Source organism: Pararobbsia silviterrae (assembly GCF_003628125.1).
In the GTDB taxonomy this organism is placed as follows: Bacteria; Pseudomonadota; Gammaproteobacteria; order Burkholderiales; family Burkholderiaceae; genus Pararobbsia; species Pararobbsia silviterrae.
The window spans coordinates 1-15431 of sequence record NZ_RBZU01000016.1; the positions used below are offsets into that span (position 1 = coordinate 1).

The window sequence follows — 15431 nt, forward strand, 5'->3', positions numbered from 1 at the left end:
GCCGGCGGACAAGGAAATGGTGATGCCGGGCGACAACGTGTCGATCACGGTTAAGCTGATCCACCCGATCGCGATGGAAGAAGGTCTGCGCTTCGCGATCCGCGAAGGCGGCCGTACCGTCGGCGCCGGCGTCGTCGCTAAGATCATCGCCTAACAGCACGATCGCAGCGACCGCGGTTAAAAAGTAAACGCGACATGAGCGGGGAAACACGGGTACAATCCGCGTTTCCCCGTTATTTTTTGCGGGTAGTAGTGGTATCGCCGTACACGCAGTTGTTGTAGGCAAGACAAGTCATTAGGGGCAACTGACTCGCCCCGTGCTCTTTTACCCATTCGGCGACGTACTTTGCGTTCGCCTTGTTCTTTGAGACAGCATCATGGCAAATCAAAAGATCCGCATTCGCCTCAAGGCGTTCGACTACCGTCTGATCGATCAATCGGCGACGGAAATTGTTGAAACCGCGAAGCGGACCGGCGCAATCGTGCGTGGCCCGGTTCCCCTGCCGACCCGCTTCCAGCGCTTCGACATCCTGCGTTCGCCGCACGTGAACAAGACGTCGCGCGATCAGCTCGAAATCCGCACCCACCAGCGCCTGATGGACATCGTCGATCCGACCGACAAGACGGTCGACGCGCTGATGAAGCTCGATCTGCCCGCAGGCGTCGACGTCGAAATCAAGCTGCAGTAAGTTGTTTGGCGGTGCCGCAAGTGGTTTGCGGCATCGTAAGTCTTTGATTGCTTGCGGAAAACGAAATGCCTCGCTATAATGCAAGGCTTTTCGTCATTCCGTGGCGAAAAAAGCATGAAAAGGCCGCGCTTCGGCGAGGCATTTTGGACTTTAGCCCCGACCAATCGTAGTCGGGAATGGAGAAAACGATGAGCCTTGGACTCCTAGGTCGCAAGGTTGGCATGACCCGTATCTTCACGGCTGACGGTGATTCGATCCCCGTTACCGTGTTGGACGTGTCGGGCAACCGCGTCACTCAGATCAAGACTGTTGAAACGGATGGCTACACGGCCGTCCAGCTTGCCTTCGGCAAGCGCCGCGCTTCGCGCGTTACCAAGCCGGCTGCCGGGCACCTCGCCAAGGCAGGTACGGAAGCGGGTGAAATCCTCAAGGAATTCCGCGTTGACGCCACCAAGGCTGCTGAGCTCTCGCTCGGCGCAGCCGTCGGCGTCGATCTGTTCTCGGAAGGCCAGAAGGTCGACGTGCACGGCACCTCGATCGGTAAGGGCTACGCCGGTACGATCAAGCGCTATAACTTCGCGTCGGGCCGTGCATCGCACGGTAACTCGCGCTCGCACAACGTGCCGGGCTCGATCGGTATGGCGCAGGATCCGGGCCGTGTGTTCCCGGGTAAGCGCATGACGGGTCACCTCGGTGACGTGACGACGACCGTTCAAAACCTCGTGATCGCTCGCATCGACGCAGAACGCGGCCTCTTGTTCGTCAAGGGTGCAGTTCCGGGTGCGAAGGACGGCAAGGTTTCCGTGACGCCGGCTGTCAAGGCGCGCGTGGCGAAAGGAGCGTAATAATGGAACTCAAGCTCCTGAATGAACAGGGTCAGGAAGGCGCAGCGGTTAACGCATCGGACGTCGTGTTCGGTCGTGACTACAACGAAGCGCTGATCCACCAAATCGTCGTGGCCTATCAGGCAAACGCACGCAGCGGTAACCGTGCGCAGAAGGACCGCGAGCAAGTCAAGCACTCGACGAAGAAGCCGTGGCGCCAGAAGGGCACCGGCCGCGCGCGTGCGGGGATGAGCTCGAGCCCGCTGTGGCGTGGCGGTGGTCGCATCTTCCCGAATTCGCCGGAAGAAAACTTCTCGCAGAAGGTCAACAAGAAGATGTTCCGCGCCGGGGTCTGCTCGATCCTGTCGCAACTGGCTCGCGAAGGCCGTCTGTCGGTGGTCGAGGACATCAAGCTCGAAGCGCCGAAGACCAAGCTGCTCGCGGAAAAATTCAAGGCGATGGGCCTCGAGTCCGTGCTGGTGATTACCGACACGGTCGACGAGAACCTGTACCTGGCTTCGCGCAATCTGCCGCACGTCGCAGTTGTCGAGCCGCGTTTCGCCGACCCGCTGTCGCTGATCTACTTCAAGAAGATTCTGGTCACGAAGGCTGCGGTCGCTCAGATCGAGGAGTTGCTGTCATGACCGAACTTCGCAAAAACGATCACCGCCTGCTGCAGGTTCTGCGCGCGCCGGTGATTTCGGAAAAGGCGACGCTGGTCGCCGACAAGAACGAACAGGTCGTGTTCGAAATCGCTCCTGATGCGACGAAGCCCGAAGTCAAGGCGGCTGTCGAGCTGTTGTTCAAGGTCGAAGTCGAGTCCGTGCAAGTCCTGAACATCAAGGGCAAGGCGAAGCGTTTCGGCCGTTTCAACGGCAAGCGCAAGGACGTTCGCAAGGCGTACGTGAGCCTCAAGCCGGGCCAGGAAATCAACTTTGAAGCGGAGGCCAAGTAAACATGGCACTCGTTAAAGTCAAACCGACTTCGCCTGGTCGTCGCGGCATGATCAAGGTGGTCCATGCGGACCTCCACAAGGGTGCGCCGTATGCACCGCTGCTCGACAGCCAGAAGCAGAAATCGGGCCGTAACAACAACGGCCATATCACGACCCGTCATAAGGGTGGTGGTCACAAGCATCACTATCGTGTAGTCGACTTCCGTCGCAACAAGGACGGCATTCCGGCCAAGGTCGAGACGATCGAATACGATCCGAACCGTAGCGCGAACATCGCGCTGCTCTGCTACGCAGACGGTGAGCGTCGTTACATCATCGCCCCGAAGGGTCTGACCGTCGGCCAAACGCTGGTGTCCGGTTCGGAAGCGCCGATCCGCGCGGGTAACGCCCTGCCGATCCGCAACATTCCGGTCGGTACGACGATTCACTGCGTCGAAATGCTGCCGGGCAAGGGCGCGCAAATGGTGCGCTCGGCTGGTACGTCGGCGATGTTGCTGGCTCGTGAAGGCACGTACGCTCAGGTCCGCCTGCGCTCCGGCGAAATCCGCCGCGTGCACATCGAATGCCGCGCAACGATCGGTGAAGTCGGCAATGAAGAGCATAGCCTGCGCCAGATCGGCAAGGCCGGTGCGAACCGCTGGCGCGGTATTCGCCCGACCGTCCGTGGCGTCGTGATGAACCCGGTCGACCACCCGCACGGCGGTGGTGAAGGCAAGACCGCGGCGGGTCGCGATCCGGTGAGCCCGTGGGGCACGCCGACGAAGGGCTATCGTACCCGTCGCAACAAGCGCACGACGACGATGATCGTTCAGCGCCGTCACAAGCGTTAAGGAGTAGGCAATGGCACGTTCTGTTAAAAAAGGTCCGTTCTGCGACGCCCATTTGCTGAAAAAGGTTGAGGCGGCTGCATCGACGCGTGACAAGAAGCCGATCAAGACCTGGTCGCGTCGTTCGACGATTCTGCCGGACTTCATCGGTCTGACGATCGCCGTCCACAACGGTCGTCAGCATGTCCCGGTGTATGTCTCGGAAAACATGGTCGGCCATAAGCTTGGCGAGTTCGCACTGACCCGTACGTTCAAGGGTCACGCGGCCGACAAGAAGGCCAAGAAATAAGGGGCAATGAGATGGAAGTGAAAGCAATTCATCGCGGTGCTCGCATCTCGGCGCAGAAGACGCGCCTCGTGGCCGACCAGATCCGCGGACTGCCCGTCGACAAGGCGCTGAACGTTCTGACGTTCTCGCCGAAGAAGGCGGCAGGCATCGTGAAGAAGGTCGTGCTGTCGGCGATTGCGAATGCCGAGCACAACGAAGGTGCGGACATCGACGAACTCAAGATCAAGACGATCTACGTCGACAAGGCGGCTTCGCTCAAGCGTTTCACCGCGCGCGCCAAGGGCCGCGGTAACCGCATCGAGAAGCAATCCTGTCACATCACTGTGACGGTTGGGAATTAAGGGGTCATACGATGGGACAGAAAATTCATCCGACTGGCTTCCGTCTGGCCGTCAGCCGTAACTGGGCGTCGCGTTGGTACGCGAACAACACCCAGTTCGCGGGGATGCTGCAGGAAGACATCGGCGTTCGCGAGTTTCTGAAGAAGAAGCTCAAGAACGCATCGGTCGGCCGCGTCGTCATCGAGCGTCCGGCTAAGAATGCACGCATCACGATTTTCAGCTCGCGTCCGGGCGTCGTGATCGGCAAGAAGGGCGAGGACATCGAGCTGCTCAAGAGCGAGCTTCAACGCCGCATGGGTGTGCCGGTCCACGTGAACATCGAGGAAATCCGCAAGCCGGAAACCGATGCTCAACTGATTGCCGATTCGATCACGCAACAGCTCGAACGTCGGATCATGTTCCGCCGCGCGATGAAGCGTGCGATGCAGAACGCGATGCGTATGGGCGCGCAAGGCATCAAGATCATGAGCGCCGGCCGTCTGAACGGTATCGAAATCGCTCGTACGGAGTGGTATCGCGAAGGTCGCGTGCCCCTTCATACGCTGCGCGCTGACATCGACTACGCGACTTCGGAAGCGAAGACGACGTACGGCATCATCGGCGTCAAGGTGTGGGTCTATAAGGGCGACCACCTGGGCCGTAATGAAGCGCCGGTCGTCGAAGAAGCGGCTGAAGAAAAGCGTCCGCGCCGCAACGCACGTCCGGGTGGCGATCGCCGTCCGCGCCGTGATGGCGAAGGTGGCGGTCCGGGTCAACGCCGTGGTGGTCCGCGCCGTGGCGCTGGCACCGACGCGAAGTCTGGAGAATAACCATGCTGCAACCGAAACGCAGAAAGTATCGTAAAGAGCAGAAGGGCCGGAACACCGGCGTCGCAACGCGCGGCAATGCCGTGTCGTTCGGCGAATTCGGCCTGAAGTCGCTCGGCCGTGGCCGTCTGACCGCACGTCAGATCGAAGCAGCGCGTCGTGCGATGACCCGTCACATCAAGCGTGGCGGCCGCATCTGGATCCGCGTTTTCCCGGACAAGCCGATTTCGACGAAGCCGGCCGAAGTTCGGATGGGTAACGGTAAGGGCAATCCCGAGTACTACGTTGCCGAAATCCAACCGGGCAAAATGCTGTACGAAATGGACGGTGTCACCGAAGAACTGGCGCGTGAAGCGTTCCGTCTTGCTGCAGCGAAGCTGCCGCTGAAGACGACGTTCATCGTTCGCCAACTCGGCACCTGATGGAGAGATAGCCATGAAAGCATCTGAACTTCGCGCCAAGGACCAGGCAGCCCTGAATCAAGAGCTGTCGGAACTGCTGAAGGCGCAATTCGGTCTGCGCATGCAGTTGGCCACCCAACAGCTGGCGAATACGAGCCAACTGAAGAAGGTGCGCCGCGACATCGCGCGCGTCCGGACCGTGTTGACCGAGAAGGCGAGCCAAAAATGAACGAAAGCGCAACCACCTCGCTCAAGCGCACGCTGGTCGGTAAGGTCGTCAGCAACAAGATGGACAAGACCGTCACCGTGCTCGTCGAGCACCGCGTGAAGCACCCGATCTACGGCAAGTACGTCGTGCGCTCGAAGAAGTACCACGCACACGACGATGCGAACACGTACAACGAGGGCGACCTCGTTGAAATTCAGGAGACCCGTCCGATTTCGAAGACGAAGGCCTGGACCGTGTCGCGCCTCGTTGAAGCCGCTCGCGTGATCTGAGCGTCGAAAGTCGTACCCAGCAGGACAGGATCAGCGGTGCAAAGCCGCTGATTTTAAAAAAAATAAGTTGCACGGCCGAGGTCTTCTGTTATGATCTCGGTCTTCCCTCATTTGTTTCGAGGGAGCCCCGTCGCGGGCGATGTGGTGGGGCAGCGCGAAACGAAGTCATTCGTGTCGCGAATTCACCTGATTGCGATGGCGGTTTCGTCTGCCGTCGCTGCTGTTTCAACCCAAGCAGCCTCACGGCTGACGGGACCAAGACTGACCGGTCAAGCCATGGTGGTTTGCCGGATTAAGTTGGGAAAGACAAACCATGATCCAGACCGAAACTCGGCTTGAAGTGGCCGACAACACGGGTGCGAAGGAAGTCCTTTGCATCAAGGTGCTCGGCGGCTCGAAGCGTCGTTACGCCAGCATTGGCGACATCATCAAGGTGTCGATCAAAGAGGCAGCGCCGCGTGGGCGCGTGAAGAAGGGCGAAATCTACAACGCTGTCGTCGTTCGTACGGCGAAGGGCGTGCGCCGCCAGGATGGCTCGCTGATCAAGTTCGACGGCAATGCCGCCGTGCTGCTGAATGCGAAGCTTGAGCCGATCGGTACGCGTATTTTCGGGCCGGTCACGCGTGAACTGCGTAGCGAACGTTTCATGAAGATCGTTTCGCTTGCGCCCGAAGTGCTGTAAGGAGTCGCGATGAACAAGATTCGCAAAGGTGATGAAGTCGTCGTGATCGCCGGTAAAGACAAAGGCAAGCGCGGCAACGTGCTGGTCGTCGACGGCGAGCGCGTGACGGTCGAGGGCCTTAACCTCGTCAAGAAGCACGTCAAGCCGAACCCGATGAAGGGTACGACCGGTGGCGTGGAAAGCAAGTCGATGCCGCTGCATATCTCGAACGTGTCGCTGGTCGATGCGAACGGCAAGCCGTCGCGCGTTGGCATCAAGGTCGAGGAAGGCAAGAAGGTGCGCTTCCTGAAGACGACCGGCGCGACCCTGGGCGCCTAACGCTGCGGAGTGACAAATGGCACGTTTGCAAGAAATTTACAAAGAAAAGATCGTTCCTGCGCTGACTGAAAAGTTCGGCTACAAGTCGGTCATGGAAGTGCCGCGTATCACCAAGATCACCCTGAATATGGGCCTTGGCGAAGCGGTGGCTGACAAGAAGGTTATCGAGCTGGCCGTTGGCGATCTGACGAAGATCGCGGGTCAGAAGCCGGTGATCACGAAGGCACGCAAGGCAATCGCGGGCTTCAAGATTCGCCAGGGCTATCCGATCGGCGCAATGGTCACGCTGCGTGGCCAAACGATGTTCGAATTCCTCGACCGCTTCGTGACCGTGGCACTGCCGCGTGTGCGCGATTTCCGCGGTGTGTCGGGTCGCGCATTCGACGGTCGCGGTAACTACAACATCGGTGTGAAAGAGCAGATCATTTTCCCCGAAATTGATTACGACAAGATCGACGCGCTGCGTGGGCTGAACATCAGCATCACGACGACTGCGAAGACCGACGAAGAAGCAAAGGCACTGCTCGCCGGCTTCAAGTTCCCGTTCAGAAACTGAGGTTAACGTGGCTAAACTGGCTCTGATCGAACGTGAAAAGAAACGCGCCCGTTTGGTGCAGAAATATTCTGCCAAGCGCGCTGCCCTCAAGGCAATCATCGACGACTCCAGCAAGTCGGACGAAGAGCGTTACGACGCACGGCTCCAGCTTCAACAACTGCCGCGCAACGCTAGCCCGACTCGCAAGCGCAACCGTTGCGCATTGACCGGCCGTCCGCGCGGTACGTTCCGCAAGTTCGGCCTGGCGCGTAACAAGATTCGCGAAATCGCGTTCCGCGGCGAGATCCCCGGCCTGACCAAGGCAAGCTGGTAATAGGAGATACGTAAATGAGCATGAGTGATCCTATCGCCGACATGCTGACTCGCATCCGCAACGCGCAGATGGTTGAGAAAGTCAGCGTCGCGATGCCGTCATCGAAGGTTAAGGTCGCGATCGCGCAAGTCCTGAAGGACGAAGGCTATATCGAAGATTTCGCCGTTAAGGCGGAAGGCGCGAAGGCCGAATTGCAAATCGCATTGAAGTATTACGCCGGCCGTCCGGTTATCGAGCGTCTCGAGCGTGTTTCGCGCCCGGGCCTGCGCGTGTACAAGGGCCGTAACGACATTCCCCAGGTCATGAATGGCCTCGGCGTCGCGATCGTCTCGACCCCCCGGGGCGTGATGACGGATCGCAAGGCGCGCGCGACGGGTGTCGGCGGCGAAGTCATCTGCTACGTCGCTTAACGGCCTAAGGAGAAGAAGCTATGTCTCGAGTAGGTAAAAGCCCGATCGCGCTGCCCAACGGCGCGGAAGTGACGCTGTCGGATAGCGAAATCGCCGTCAAGGGCCCGCTGGGCACGATCAAGCAAGCGCAGAACGCGCTCGTCAAGATCGTCAACGACAACGGCACGCTGAAGCTGGAACCGGCGGATGACAGCCGTGAAGCGAATGCGATGTCGGGGACGATGCGTGCGCTGGTCGCAAACATGGTCAAGGGCGTCACGACTGGCTTCGAGCGCAAGCTCACGCTGGTCGGCGTTGGTTATCGTGCGCAAGTTCAAGGCAACAGCCTGAATCTGTCGCTCGGCTTTTCACACCCGGTCATCCATGCGTTGCCCGAAGGTGTGAAGGCTGAAATGCCTTCGCAGACGGAAATCATCATCAAAGGGATCGACAAGCAGAAGGTTGGCCAAACGGCCGCCGAAGTGCGCGGCTATCGTCCGCCTGAGCCTTATAAGGGCAAGGGTGTGCGTTACGCCGACGAGGTTGTGATCCTCAAGGAAACCAAGAAGAAGTAAGGGTGCCGATCATGGATAAGAAGCAATCTCGCGCGCGCCGTGCGCTGCAGACCCGGATCAAGATCGCCGAGTTGCAAGTGCACCGCCTGTCGGTCCACCGGACCAACACGAATATCTACGCTCAAGTGTTCTCGGAAGACGGCACGAAGGTTATTGCCAGCGCTTCGACGCTTGAAGCGGAAGTGCGTGCCCAGCTCGCCGACAAGACGGGCAAGGGCGGCAATGCAGCTGCAGCCTCGCTGATCGGTAAGCGTATCGCTGAAAAGGCGAAGGCAGCCGGTGTCGAGTCCGTCGCTTTCGATCGCTCGGGTTTCCGTTATCACGGCCGCGTGAAGGCTCTCGCCGACGCAGCGCGTGAAGCCGGACTCAAGTTCTAAAGGATTCGTCATGGCAAAGATGCAAGCGAAAGTTCAGGCTGACGAACGCGATGACGGCCTGCGCGAAAAGATGATCGCGGTCAACCGCGTCACCAAGGTGGTGAAGGGCGGCCGGATTCTCGGTTTCGCCGCACTGACGGTGGTCGGCGACGGTGATGGCCGTATCGGCATGGGCAAGGGCAAGGCGAAGGAAGTGCCGGTCGCTGTCCAGAAGGCAATGGAACAGGCTCGCCGCAACATGTTCAAGGTGCCGCTCAAGAACGGCACGCTTCAACATGAAGTGTTCGGCAAGCACGGCGCTTCGGAAGTCCTGCTCGCTCCGGCGAAGGACGGTACCGGTGTCATCGCCGGTGGTCCGATGCGTGCCGTGTTCGACGTGATGGGCGTGCAGAACGTCGTCGCGAAGAGCCACGGTTCGACGAATCCGTACAACCTCGTTCGTGCAACGCTCGACGGTCTGCGCAAGCAATCGACCCCGGGCGATATCGCAGCGAAGCGCGGCAAGACGGTCGAAGACATCCTCGGCTGATAGGTGATCGTTATGGATAAGAAAACCGTCAAAGTTCAGCTCGTCAAGAGCCTGATCGGCACCCGTGATTCGCACCGTGCAACGGTCAAGGGCCTCGGCCTGCGTCGTTTGAACTCGGTGTCGGAACTCGAGGATACGCCCGCGGTCCGCGGCATGATCAACAAGGTTTCGTACCTTGTGAAGGTGCTCGGCTAAGCCGGCGAGGAAAGAACATGGAACTCAATAACCTGAAACCGGCTGCCGGCGCGAAGCATGCTAAGCGTCGCGTGGGCCGTGGTATCGGCTCGGGCCTCGGCAAGACGGCTGGCCGTGGTCACAAGGGTCAGAAGTCGCGTTCGGGCGGCTTCCACAAGGTGGGCTTCGAAGGCGGTCAAATGCCGCTGCAACGTCGTCTGCCGAAGCGTGGCTTCACGTCGCTGACGCACGAATTCGTCGGTGAAGTGCGCCTGTCGGACCTCGAAAAGCTGCCTGTCGACGAGATCGATCTGATCGCGCTCAAGCAAGCTGGCGTTCTCGGTGTGCTCGTCACGAGCGCGCGCGTGATCGCTTCGGGCGAACTCAAGCGCAAGGTGACGATCAAGGGTTTGGTTGCGACGAAGGGCGCGCGCGCTGCGATTGAAGCAGCGGGCGGCTCGATCGCCGAGTAAGGCGATCGCTTCAGGCAATAGCTCGGAGAAAGCATTTGGCTAACAGCCCGACTCTCGCGAAGACCGGCAAGTCCGCAGCGAAATACGGCGATCTGCGCCGGCGCCTGGTGTTCCTGGTGCTGGCACTGATCGTCTATCGTATCGGTGCGCATATTCCGGTGCCGGGGATTGATCCCGATCAACTGGCCAAGCTGTTCCAGAGCCAGTCGGGCGGCATCCTCGGGATGTTCAACATGTTCTCGGGCGGTGCGCTGTCGCGCTTCACCGTGTTCGCGCTGGGCATCATGCCGTATATCTCGGCATCGATCATCATGCAGTTGCTGGCGATCGTTTCGCCGCAGCTTGAGGCGCTCAAGAAGGAAGGGCAGTCGGGGCAACGGAAAATCACGCAATACACGCGTTATTTCACCGTCGGCCTTGCAACGTTCCAGGCGCTCGGTATTGCGATTGCGCTTGAAAACCAGCCGGGTCTCGTTGTCGAGCCGGGTGTGCTGTTCCGGTTGACGGCGGTCGTGACGCTCGTGACGGGCACAATGTTCCTGATGTGGCTCGGTGAGCAGATCACGGAGCGCGGTCTCGGTAACGGTATCTCGATCATCATCTTCGGCGGGATTGCCGCCGGGTTGCCGAATGCGCTCGGTGGGCTTGTCGAACTCGTGAAGTCGGGTGCGATGGGTCCGGTGTCGGCGATTACCGTGGTCGTGTTGATCGCAGGCGTCACGTACGCCGTGGTGTATGTCGAGCGAGGCCAGCGGAAGATTCTCGTCAACTACGCGAAGCGTCAGGTTGGCAATAAGGTCTACGGTGGTCAGGCGTCGCACTTGCCGTTGAAGCTGAATATGTCGGGCGTGATTCCGCCGATCTTTGCGTCGTCGATCATCCTGTTCCCGGCAACGATCGCGAATTGGTTCAGCTCCGGTCCGAATGGCCGTATGCATTGGTTGCACGATCTGGCGGCGACGCTGGCGCCCGGGCAGCCCGTGTACGTGATTTTGTATTCGTTGGCGATTATTTTCTTCTGCTTCTTCTACACCGCGTTGGTGTTCAACAGCAAGGAGACCGCCGACAACCTGAAGAAGAGCGGTGCGTTTGTTCCGGGCATTCGTCCGGGCGACCAAACGGCACGCTACATCGACAGGATCCTGACGCGACTGACGTTGGCGGGTGCGATCTACATCGTGTTCGTATGTTTGTTGCCGGAGTTTCTGGTGCTGCGCTGGAATGTGCCCTTCTACTTCGGTGGAACGTCGTTGTTGATTATCGTCGTGGTGACGATGGACTTCATGGCGCAGGTGCAGTCCTACGTGATGTCGCAACAGTATGAGTCGCTGCTCCGGAAAGCCAATTTCAAGGGCGGCAACCTCCCGACGCGCTAAGCGCGGGAATTGAGCTTACGAACATATGGCAAAAGACGATGTAATCCAGATGCAGGGGGAGGTTCTAGAAAACCTCCCGAATGCGACGTTCAGAGTAAAGCTGGAAAACGGCCATGTCGTGCTGGGGCACATTTCCGGAAAGATGCGGATGCACTACATCCGGATTCTGCCCGGTGACAAGGTCACGGTAGAGTTGACGCCCTACGATTTGTCGCGTGCGCGGATCGTCTTCCGGGCGAAGTGAGTTAGAAAAAGGGTAATATCATGAAAGTGATGGCATCGGTTAAGCGAATCTGCCGCAATTGCAAGATCATCAAGCGAAAGGGTGTTGTGCGCGTGATCTGCAGCTCGGATCCGCGTCACAAACAGCGCCAAGGCTGAGCGCCGCGCTTTTTTGCGCTTTTTGTTTGAGGAACAACAATGGCTCGTATCGCAGGGGTTAACATCCCGAACCATCAGCATACCGAGATCGGCCTGACGGCCATTTTCGGTGTCGGTCGCACTCGCGCGCGCGGCATTTGCGTCGCCGCCGGTGTCCCGTTCTCGAAGAAGGTCAAGGACCTGGACGACGCAGATCTCGAAAAGCTGCGTGATGAAGTCGGCAAGTTCGTCGTTGAAGGCGATCTGCGCCGTGAAGTGACGATGAACATCAAGCGCCTGATGGATCTGGGTTGCTACCGTGGCGTGCGTCACCGCAAGGGTCTGCCGGTGCATGGACAGCGTACGCGCACGAATGCGCGCACCCGTAAGGGTCCGCGTCGTGCAGCGCAATCGCTGAAGAAGTAAGCACGGATAGTTACAGGAAAAGGTAATGGCTAAGGCTCAGAACAACTCTGCGGCGCAACGCGTTCGCAAGAAAGTGAAGAAGAGCGTTGCGGAAGGCGTCGTGCACGTCCATGCATCGTTCAACAACACGATCATCACGATCACGGACCGTCAAGGCAACGCGCTCGCATGGGCGACGTCGGGCGGCCAAGGCTTCAAGGGTTCGCGCAAGTCGACTCCGTTCGCCGCACAGGTTGCTGCTGAGTCGGCTGGCCGTGTCGCGCTCGAGTACGGCGTGAAGAACCTCGAAGTTCGCATCAAGGGCCCGGGCCCGGGCCGCGAATCCGCGGTTCGTGCACTGCACGGCCTCGGCATCAAGATCACCGCGATCTCGGACGTGACGCCTGTGCCGCACAACGGCTGCCGTCCGCCGAAGCGTCGCCGGATCTAAGCGTTTCGCATGGACGTGACGCTCGGCCGGTCGTCAATTGACCGGCCGAACGTGATGCACACTTTCACAGGGTCAGGGCATCCGCTCTCACCCTGTGAAGTAGTTGGAATGTCGGCTCGACGAGCCTGACATGAAGTAACGAGGGTCGTGTCGACGACGGTTTTGACGTCTCCGCGAACGCCGAGACGGCGTTCCGCGAGGTCGTGCGCTGTCGCCAGATCCTCTTCGTTATAAGCCCACTGTTCATTCGATCGAGGATGAACTCGCGCAGGTCTCAAGTCTGCGCGAACGACAAAGGAAATTAACGTGGCACGTTATACCGGCCCGAAGGCCAAGCTGTCCCGCCGTGAAGGCACCGATCTGTTCCTGAAGAGCGCACGCCGCTCGCTCGCCGACAAGTGCAAGCTCGATAGCAAGCCGGGTCAGCACGGCCGCACGTCGGGCGCCCGTACGTCGGACTACGGCACCCAATTGCGCGAAAAGCAAAAGGTCAAGCGTATCTACGGCGTGCTCGAGCGCCAATTCCGCCGTTATTTCGCCGAGGCTGCCGGCCGCAAGGGCAACACGGGCGAAACGCTGCTGCAATTGCTCGAATCGCGTCTCGACAACGTCGTCTACCGCATGGGTTTCGGTTCGACGCGCGCTGAAGCGCGCCAACTCGTGAGCCACGCCGCGATCGTCGTGAACGGCGTCGTCGCGAACGTGCCTTCGATGCAGATCAAGCCGGGCTCCGTGATTTCGATCCGCGAAAAGGCACGCAAGCAAGTGCGTATCGCCGAAGCGCTGTCGCTCGCCGAGCAAGTCGGTCTGCCGAGCTGGGTTTCGGTCGACTCGAAGAAGTTCGAAGGCACGTTCAAGTCCGTGCCGGAACGTTCGGACATCGCGGGCGACATCAACGAAAGCCTGATCGTCGAATTGTATTCGCGTTAATCGAATCGACCGCCGAGGCCCCTCATCGCGAGGATCCGTCTGTCTCTATCGGTACGCCGCAAGGCCACACCTCGGTGTGGCTTTTGGCGCGGCATGCCGGCTCGTCGCGCGAGCGAATCCCTCGGCAGTTCATTTCAGGTTGTCATCCCGTCAGCCTTATCGGTGTAACGAGCCGAGGGTATTGAAAAGGAAAACCTATGCAAACCAGTCTGTTGAAGCCCAAGATCATCGCCGTCGAAGCGCTGGGCGACAACCACGCCAAAGTCGTGATGGAGCCGTTCGAACGCGGCTACGGTCATACGCTTGGCAACGCGCTGCGCCGCGTCCTCCTCTCGTCGATGATCGGCTATGCGCCGACCGAAGTGACGATCGCAGGCGTCGTGCATGAGTACTCGACGATCGATGGCGTGCAGGAAGATGTCGTCAACCTGCTGCTGAACCTGAAGGGCATCGTCTTCAAGCTGCATAACCGTGACGAAGTGACGGTGACGCTGCGCAAGGACGGCGAAGGTGTCGTGACAGCCGGCGAAATCGAAGTCCCGCACGACTGCGAGATCATCAACCCGAATCACGTCGTCGCGCACCTGTCGAAGGGCGGCAAGCTCGACGTGCAGATCAAGGTCGAAAAGGGCCGTGGTTATGTGCCGGGTAATGTGCGCCGCTTCGGCGAAGACTCGGTCAAGGTCATCGGCCGCATCGTGCTCGACGCATCGTTCTCGCCGGTTCGCCGCGTGAGCTACGCCGTTGAATCGGCTCGGGTCGAGCAACGTACCGACCTCGACAAGCTCGTCATGAACATCGAGACGAACGGCGTGATTTCGCCCGAAGAAGCGATCCGTCAATCGGCGCGCATTCTCGTCGACCAGCTCAATGTGTTCGCGGCGCTCGAAGGCACCGAAACCGCAGCCGAAGCACCGTCGCGTGCGCCGCAGATCGACCCGATCCTGCTGCGTCCGGTCGACGATCTCGAACTGACGGTCCGTTCGGCAAACTGCCTGAAGGCCGAAAACATCTATTACATCGGCGACCTGATTCAGCGTACCGAGAACGAGCTGCTCAAGACCCCGAACCTGGGTCGCAAGTCGCTCAATGAAATCAAGGAAGTGCTCGCGTCGCGTGGTCTGACGCTCGGCATGAAGCTCGAGAACTGGCCGCCCGCTGGTCTCGACAAGTAATAGAGTAGAATTGTGGGTTACCGCAGAAACCGGCGAAAGCCGGTCTCTGCTTTTTTGGAAGCATCACCGGCCCGTGCATCCTCGCGATGCAATAGAAGAGCTGGCGCGAAAACTTGAGTTAGAGGAATCATCATGCGTCACCGTCATGGTTTGCGTAAGCTGAATCGGACCAGCAGCCACCGTCTGGCAATGCTCCGTAATATGTCGAACTCGCTGATCGAGCACGAAGTCATCAAGACGACGCTGCCGAAGGCGAAGGAACTCCGTAAGGTCGTCGAACCGCTGATCACGCTCGGCAAGAAGCCGTCGCTCGCGAATCGCCGTCTTGCGTTCAACCGTCTGCGCGATCGTGACTCGGTTACGAAGCTGTTCGACGTGCTGGGCCCGCGCTTCGAAAAGCGCCCCGGCGGCTATCTGCGCATTCTGAAGTTCGGTTTCCGTCAGGGCGACAACGCGCCGATGGCGCTCGTCGAACTGCTCGACCGTCCGGAACCGGTTGAAGCCGAAGACATCGTCGACGCTGAATAAGCGTTAGCGATCGACTCGCTCGATGCTGTATCCGAAGCCAGGCGTATGCCTGGCTTTTTTCATGGGGATGGCCGTTCTGGATCGGCATTCGGCGTCCGCTCGCGCAGAAGGCGTACCGCTTGCGAGATGAGGACCGGTTGTGCCCGGCATTCGAGGCGCCGGACTCGCGAACGCGAGACGAAGCGCGGTG

At 59.5% G+C, this 15431-nt stretch carries 30 protein-coding genes; all 30 read left to right on the top strand.

Annotated features, from left to right (window positions below):
• Window positions 1-154 (top strand): EF-Tu C-terminal domain-related protein (locus tag D7S86_RS25345; protein ID WP_476704093.1); only part of this gene is annotated, 154 nt, incomplete at its 5' end.
• A gap of 223 nt (window positions 155-377) precedes the next feature.
• Entirely contained in the window at window positions 378-689 is a 312-nt protein-coding gene (gene rpsJ / locus D7S86_RS25350) for a 30S ribosomal protein S10 (RefSeq protein ID WP_121090707.1), read from the top strand.
• A 188-nt stretch (window positions 690-877) separates the two neighbouring features.
• Window positions 878-1534, top strand: a complete 657-nt coding sequence (gene rplC, locus D7S86_RS25355; protein WP_121090860.1) for a 50S ribosomal protein L3 — start codon at window positions 878-880, stop codon at window positions 1532-1534.
• A 2-nt stretch (window positions 1535-1536) separates the two neighbouring features.
• Window positions 1537-2157, top strand: a complete 621-nt coding sequence (gene rplD / locus D7S86_RS25360; RefSeq protein WP_121090709.1) for a 50S ribosomal protein L4 — start codon at window positions 1537-1539, stop codon at window positions 2155-2157.
• A complete protein-coding gene (gene rplW, locus D7S86_RS25365) occupies window positions 2154-2468 on the top strand; it encodes a 50S ribosomal protein L23 (protein ID WP_121090711.1) in 315 nt (104 codons plus the stop codon). Before rplD ends, rplW begins: the two co-directional genes overlap by 4 nt.
• Window positions 2469-2470: 2 nt before the next feature.
• Window positions 2471-3298 (top strand): 50S ribosomal protein L2, encoded by an 828-nt coding sequence (gene rplB / locus D7S86_RS25370; RefSeq protein ID WP_121090713.1) that lies wholly within the window; start codon window positions 2471-2473, stop codon window positions 3296-3298.
• 10 nt (window positions 3299-3308) lie between these two features.
• A complete protein-coding gene (rpsS, locus tag D7S86_RS25375; RefSeq protein WP_121090715.1) occupies window positions 3309-3584 on the top strand; it encodes a 30S ribosomal protein S19 in 276 nt (91 codons plus the stop codon).
• Between the two features lie 11 nt (window positions 3585-3595).
• Window positions 3596-3925: a 50S ribosomal protein L22 gene (gene rplV, locus D7S86_RS25380; protein WP_121090717.1), complete on the top strand. Its 330-nt coding sequence runs from the start codon at window positions 3596-3598 to the stop codon at window positions 3923-3925.
• Between the two features lie 11 nt (window positions 3926-3936).
• Complete coding sequence (rpsC, locus tag D7S86_RS25385) at window positions 3937-4734, top strand: 30S ribosomal protein S3 (RefSeq protein ID WP_121090719.1); 798 nt, start codon at window positions 3937-3939, stop codon at window positions 4732-4734.
• A 2-nt stretch (window positions 4735-4736) separates the two neighbouring features.
• Window positions 4737-5153 (top strand): 50S ribosomal protein L16, encoded by a 417-nt coding sequence (rplP, locus tag D7S86_RS25390; RefSeq protein ID WP_121090721.1) that lies wholly within the window; start codon window positions 4737-4739, stop codon window positions 5151-5153.
• Between the two features lie 13 nt (window positions 5154-5166).
• The gene (gene rpmC / locus D7S86_RS25395) at window positions 5167-5361 is read left to right on the top strand and encodes a 50S ribosomal protein L29 (RefSeq protein WP_121090723.1); all 195 of its coding nucleotides are present in this window, start codon (window positions 5167-5169) and stop codon (window positions 5359-5361) included.
• The gene (rpsQ, locus tag D7S86_RS25400; RefSeq protein WP_121090725.1) at window positions 5358-5630 is read left to right on the top strand and encodes a 30S ribosomal protein S17; all 273 of its coding nucleotides are present in this window, start codon (window positions 5358-5360) and stop codon (window positions 5628-5630) included. The genes rpmC and rpsQ overlap by 4 nt, the downstream gene beginning before the upstream one ends.
• Window positions 5631-5943: 313 nt before the next feature.
• Entirely contained in the window at window positions 5944-6312 is a 369-nt protein-coding gene (rplN, locus tag D7S86_RS25405; protein WP_121090728.1) for a 50S ribosomal protein L14, read from the top strand.
• A gap of 9 nt (window positions 6313-6321) precedes the next feature.
• Window positions 6322-6630, top strand: a complete 309-nt coding sequence (gene rplX / locus D7S86_RS25410) for a 50S ribosomal protein L24 (protein ID WP_121090730.1) — start codon at window positions 6322-6324, stop codon at window positions 6628-6630.
• Between the two features lie 16 nt (window positions 6631-6646).
• The gene (gene rplE / locus D7S86_RS25415) at window positions 6647-7186 is read left to right on the top strand and encodes a 50S ribosomal protein L5 (protein WP_121090732.1); all 540 of its coding nucleotides are present in this window, start codon (window positions 6647-6649) and stop codon (window positions 7184-7186) included.
• A 7-nt stretch (window positions 7187-7193) separates the two neighbouring features.
• Window positions 7194-7499 carry a 30S ribosomal protein S14 gene (gene rpsN / locus D7S86_RS25420; protein WP_121090733.1) on the top strand — a complete coding sequence of 102 codons (306 nt, stop codon included), beginning with the start codon at window positions 7194-7196 and terminating at the stop codon, window positions 7497-7499.
• Window positions 7500-7513: 14 nt separating this feature from the next.
• Entirely contained in the window at window positions 7514-7909 is a 396-nt protein-coding gene (rpsH, locus tag D7S86_RS25425; RefSeq protein ID WP_121090734.1) for a 30S ribosomal protein S8, read from the top strand.
• 20 nt (window positions 7910-7929) lie between these two features.
• On the top strand, window positions 7930-8463 hold the full coding sequence (gene rplF / locus D7S86_RS25430; protein WP_121090735.1) for a 50S ribosomal protein L6: 534 nt from the start codon (window positions 7930-7932) through the stop codon (window positions 8461-8463).
• Between the two features lie 11 nt (window positions 8464-8474).
• Complete coding sequence (gene rplR, locus D7S86_RS25435) at window positions 8475-8840, top strand: 50S ribosomal protein L18 (protein ID WP_121090862.1); 366 nt, start codon at window positions 8475-8477, stop codon at window positions 8838-8840.
• Window positions 8841-8850: 10 nt separating this feature from the next.
• Window positions 8851-9369 carry a 30S ribosomal protein S5 gene (rpsE, locus tag D7S86_RS25440; RefSeq protein ID WP_121090736.1) on the top strand — a complete coding sequence of 173 codons (519 nt, stop codon included), beginning with the start codon at window positions 8851-8853 and terminating at the stop codon, window positions 9367-9369.
• 12 nt (window positions 9370-9381) lie between these two features.
• Entirely contained in the window at window positions 9382-9564 is a 183-nt protein-coding gene (gene rpmD, locus D7S86_RS25445) for a 50S ribosomal protein L30 (protein WP_121090737.1), read from the top strand.
• Between the two features lie 17 nt (window positions 9565-9581).
• Window positions 9582-10016 (top strand): 50S ribosomal protein L15, encoded by a 435-nt coding sequence (gene rplO, locus D7S86_RS25450; RefSeq protein WP_121090738.1) that lies wholly within the window; start codon window positions 9582-9584, stop codon window positions 10014-10016.
• A 35-nt stretch (window positions 10017-10051) separates the two neighbouring features.
• On the top strand, window positions 10052-11392 hold the full coding sequence (secY, locus tag D7S86_RS25455) for a preprotein translocase subunit SecY (RefSeq protein ID WP_121090739.1): 1341 nt from the start codon (window positions 10052-10054) through the stop codon (window positions 11390-11392).
• Window positions 11393-11417: 25 nt separating this feature from the next.
• On the top strand, window positions 11418-11636 hold the full coding sequence (gene infA / locus D7S86_RS25460) for a translation initiation factor IF-1 (protein ID WP_003264140.1): 219 nt from the start codon (window positions 11418-11420) through the stop codon (window positions 11634-11636).
• Between the two features lie 20 nt (window positions 11637-11656).
• Window positions 11657-11773, top strand: coding sequence for a 50S ribosomal protein L36 (gene rpmJ, locus D7S86_RS25465; protein ID WP_004199844.1), 117 nt, complete (start codon window positions 11657-11659; stop codon window positions 11771-11773).
• A gap of 39 nt (window positions 11774-11812) precedes the next feature.
• A complete protein-coding gene (gene rpsM / locus D7S86_RS25470) occupies window positions 11813-12178 on the top strand; it encodes a 30S ribosomal protein S13 (protein ID WP_121090740.1) in 366 nt (121 codons plus the stop codon).
• Window positions 12179-12203: 25 nt separating this feature from the next.
• On the top strand, window positions 12204-12608 hold the full coding sequence (gene rpsK / locus D7S86_RS25475; RefSeq protein WP_121090741.1) for a 30S ribosomal protein S11: 405 nt from the start codon (window positions 12204-12206) through the stop codon (window positions 12606-12608).
• A gap of 306 nt (window positions 12609-12914) precedes the next feature.
• Window positions 12915-13538, top strand: coding sequence for a 30S ribosomal protein S4 (rpsD, locus tag D7S86_RS25480; RefSeq protein WP_121090742.1), 624 nt, complete (start codon window positions 12915-12917; stop codon window positions 13536-13538).
• A 197-nt stretch (window positions 13539-13735) separates the two neighbouring features.
• Window positions 13736-14713 carry a DNA-directed RNA polymerase subunit alpha gene (locus tag D7S86_RS25485; protein ID WP_121090743.1) on the top strand — a complete coding sequence of 326 codons (978 nt, stop codon included), beginning with the start codon at window positions 13736-13738 and terminating at the stop codon, window positions 14711-14713.
• A gap of 132 nt (window positions 14714-14845) precedes the next feature.
• Window positions 14846-15241, top strand: coding sequence for a 50S ribosomal protein L17 (rplQ, locus tag D7S86_RS25490; RefSeq protein WP_121090744.1), 396 nt, complete (start codon window positions 14846-14848; stop codon window positions 15239-15241).
• Window positions 15242-15431 lie beyond the last annotated feature (190 nt).

Bases quoted from the DNA above. Each gene is read 5' to 3' on its own strand.
- rpsJ (WP_121090707.1), top strand. From the start codon at position 378: ATGGCAAATCAAAAGATCCGCATTCGCCTCAAGGCGTTCGACTACCGT.
- rplC (WP_121090860.1), top strand. From the start codon at position 878: ATGAGCCTTGGACTCCTAGGTCGCAAGGTTGGCATGACCCGTATCTTC.
- rplD (WP_121090709.1), top strand. From the start codon at position 1,537: ATGGAACTCAAGCTCCTGAATGAACAGGGTCAGGAAGGCGCAGCGGTT.
- rplW (WP_121090711.1), top strand. From the start codon at position 2,154: ATGACCGAACTTCGCAAAAACGATCACCGCCTGCTGCAGGTTCTGCGC.
- rplB (WP_121090713.1), top strand. From the start codon at position 2,471: ATGGCACTCGTTAAAGTCAAACCGACTTCGCCTGGTCGTCGCGGCATG.
- rpsS (WP_121090715.1), top strand. From the start codon at position 3,309: ATGGCACGTTCTGTTAAAAAAGGTCCGTTCTGCGACGCCCATTTGCTG.
- rplV (WP_121090717.1), top strand. From the start codon at position 3,596: ATGGAAGTGAAAGCAATTCATCGCGGTGCTCGCATCTCGGCGCAGAAG.
- rpsC (WP_121090719.1), top strand. From the start codon at position 3,937: ATGGGACAGAAAATTCATCCGACTGGCTTCCGTCTGGCCGTCAGCCGT.
- rplP (WP_121090721.1), top strand. From the start codon at position 4,737: ATGCTGCAACCGAAACGCAGAAAGTATCGTAAAGAGCAGAAGGGCCGG.
- rpmC (WP_121090723.1), top strand. From the start codon at position 5,167: ATGAAAGCATCTGAACTTCGCGCCAAGGACCAGGCAGCCCTGAATCAA.
- rpsQ (WP_121090725.1), top strand. From the start codon at position 5,358: ATGAACGAAAGCGCAACCACCTCGCTCAAGCGCACGCTGGTCGGTAAG.
- rplN (WP_121090728.1), top strand. From the start codon at position 5,944: ATGATCCAGACCGAAACTCGGCTTGAAGTGGCCGACAACACGGGTGCG.
- rplX (WP_121090730.1), top strand. From the start codon at position 6,322: ATGAACAAGATTCGCAAAGGTGATGAAGTCGTCGTGATCGCCGGTAAA.
- rplE (WP_121090732.1), top strand. From the start codon at position 6,647: ATGGCACGTTTGCAAGAAATTTACAAAGAAAAGATCGTTCCTGCGCTG.
- rpsH (WP_121090734.1), top strand. From the start codon at position 7,514: ATGAGCATGAGTGATCCTATCGCCGACATGCTGACTCGCATCCGCAAC.
- rplF (WP_121090735.1), top strand. From the start codon at position 7,930: ATGTCTCGAGTAGGTAAAAGCCCGATCGCGCTGCCCAACGGCGCGGAA.
- rplR (WP_121090862.1), top strand. From the start codon at position 8,475: ATGGATAAGAAGCAATCTCGCGCGCGCCGTGCGCTGCAGACCCGGATC.
- rpsE (WP_121090736.1), top strand. From the start codon at position 8,851: ATGGCAAAGATGCAAGCGAAAGTTCAGGCTGACGAACGCGATGACGGC.
- rpmD (WP_121090737.1), top strand. From the start codon at position 9,382: ATGGATAAGAAAACCGTCAAAGTTCAGCTCGTCAAGAGCCTGATCGGC.
- rplO (WP_121090738.1), top strand. From the start codon at position 9,582: ATGGAACTCAATAACCTGAAACCGGCTGCCGGCGCGAAGCATGCTAAG.
- infA (WP_003264140.1), top strand. From the start codon at position 11,418: ATGGCAAAAGACGATGTAATCCAGATGCAGGGGGAGGTTCTAGAAAAC.
- rpmJ (WP_004199844.1), top strand. From the start codon at position 11,657: ATGAAAGTGATGGCATCGGTTAAGCGAATCTGCCGCAATTGCAAGATC.
- rpsM (WP_121090740.1), top strand. From the start codon at position 11,813: ATGGCTCGTATCGCAGGGGTTAACATCCCGAACCATCAGCATACCGAG.
- rpsK (WP_121090741.1), top strand. From the start codon at position 12,204: ATGGCTAAGGCTCAGAACAACTCTGCGGCGCAACGCGTTCGCAAGAAA.
- D7S86_RS25485 (WP_121090743.1), top strand. From the start codon at position 13,736: ATGCAAACCAGTCTGTTGAAGCCCAAGATCATCGCCGTCGAAGCGCTG.
- rplQ (WP_121090744.1), top strand. From the start codon at position 14,846: ATGCGTCACCGTCATGGTTTGCGTAAGCTGAATCGGACCAGCAGCCAC.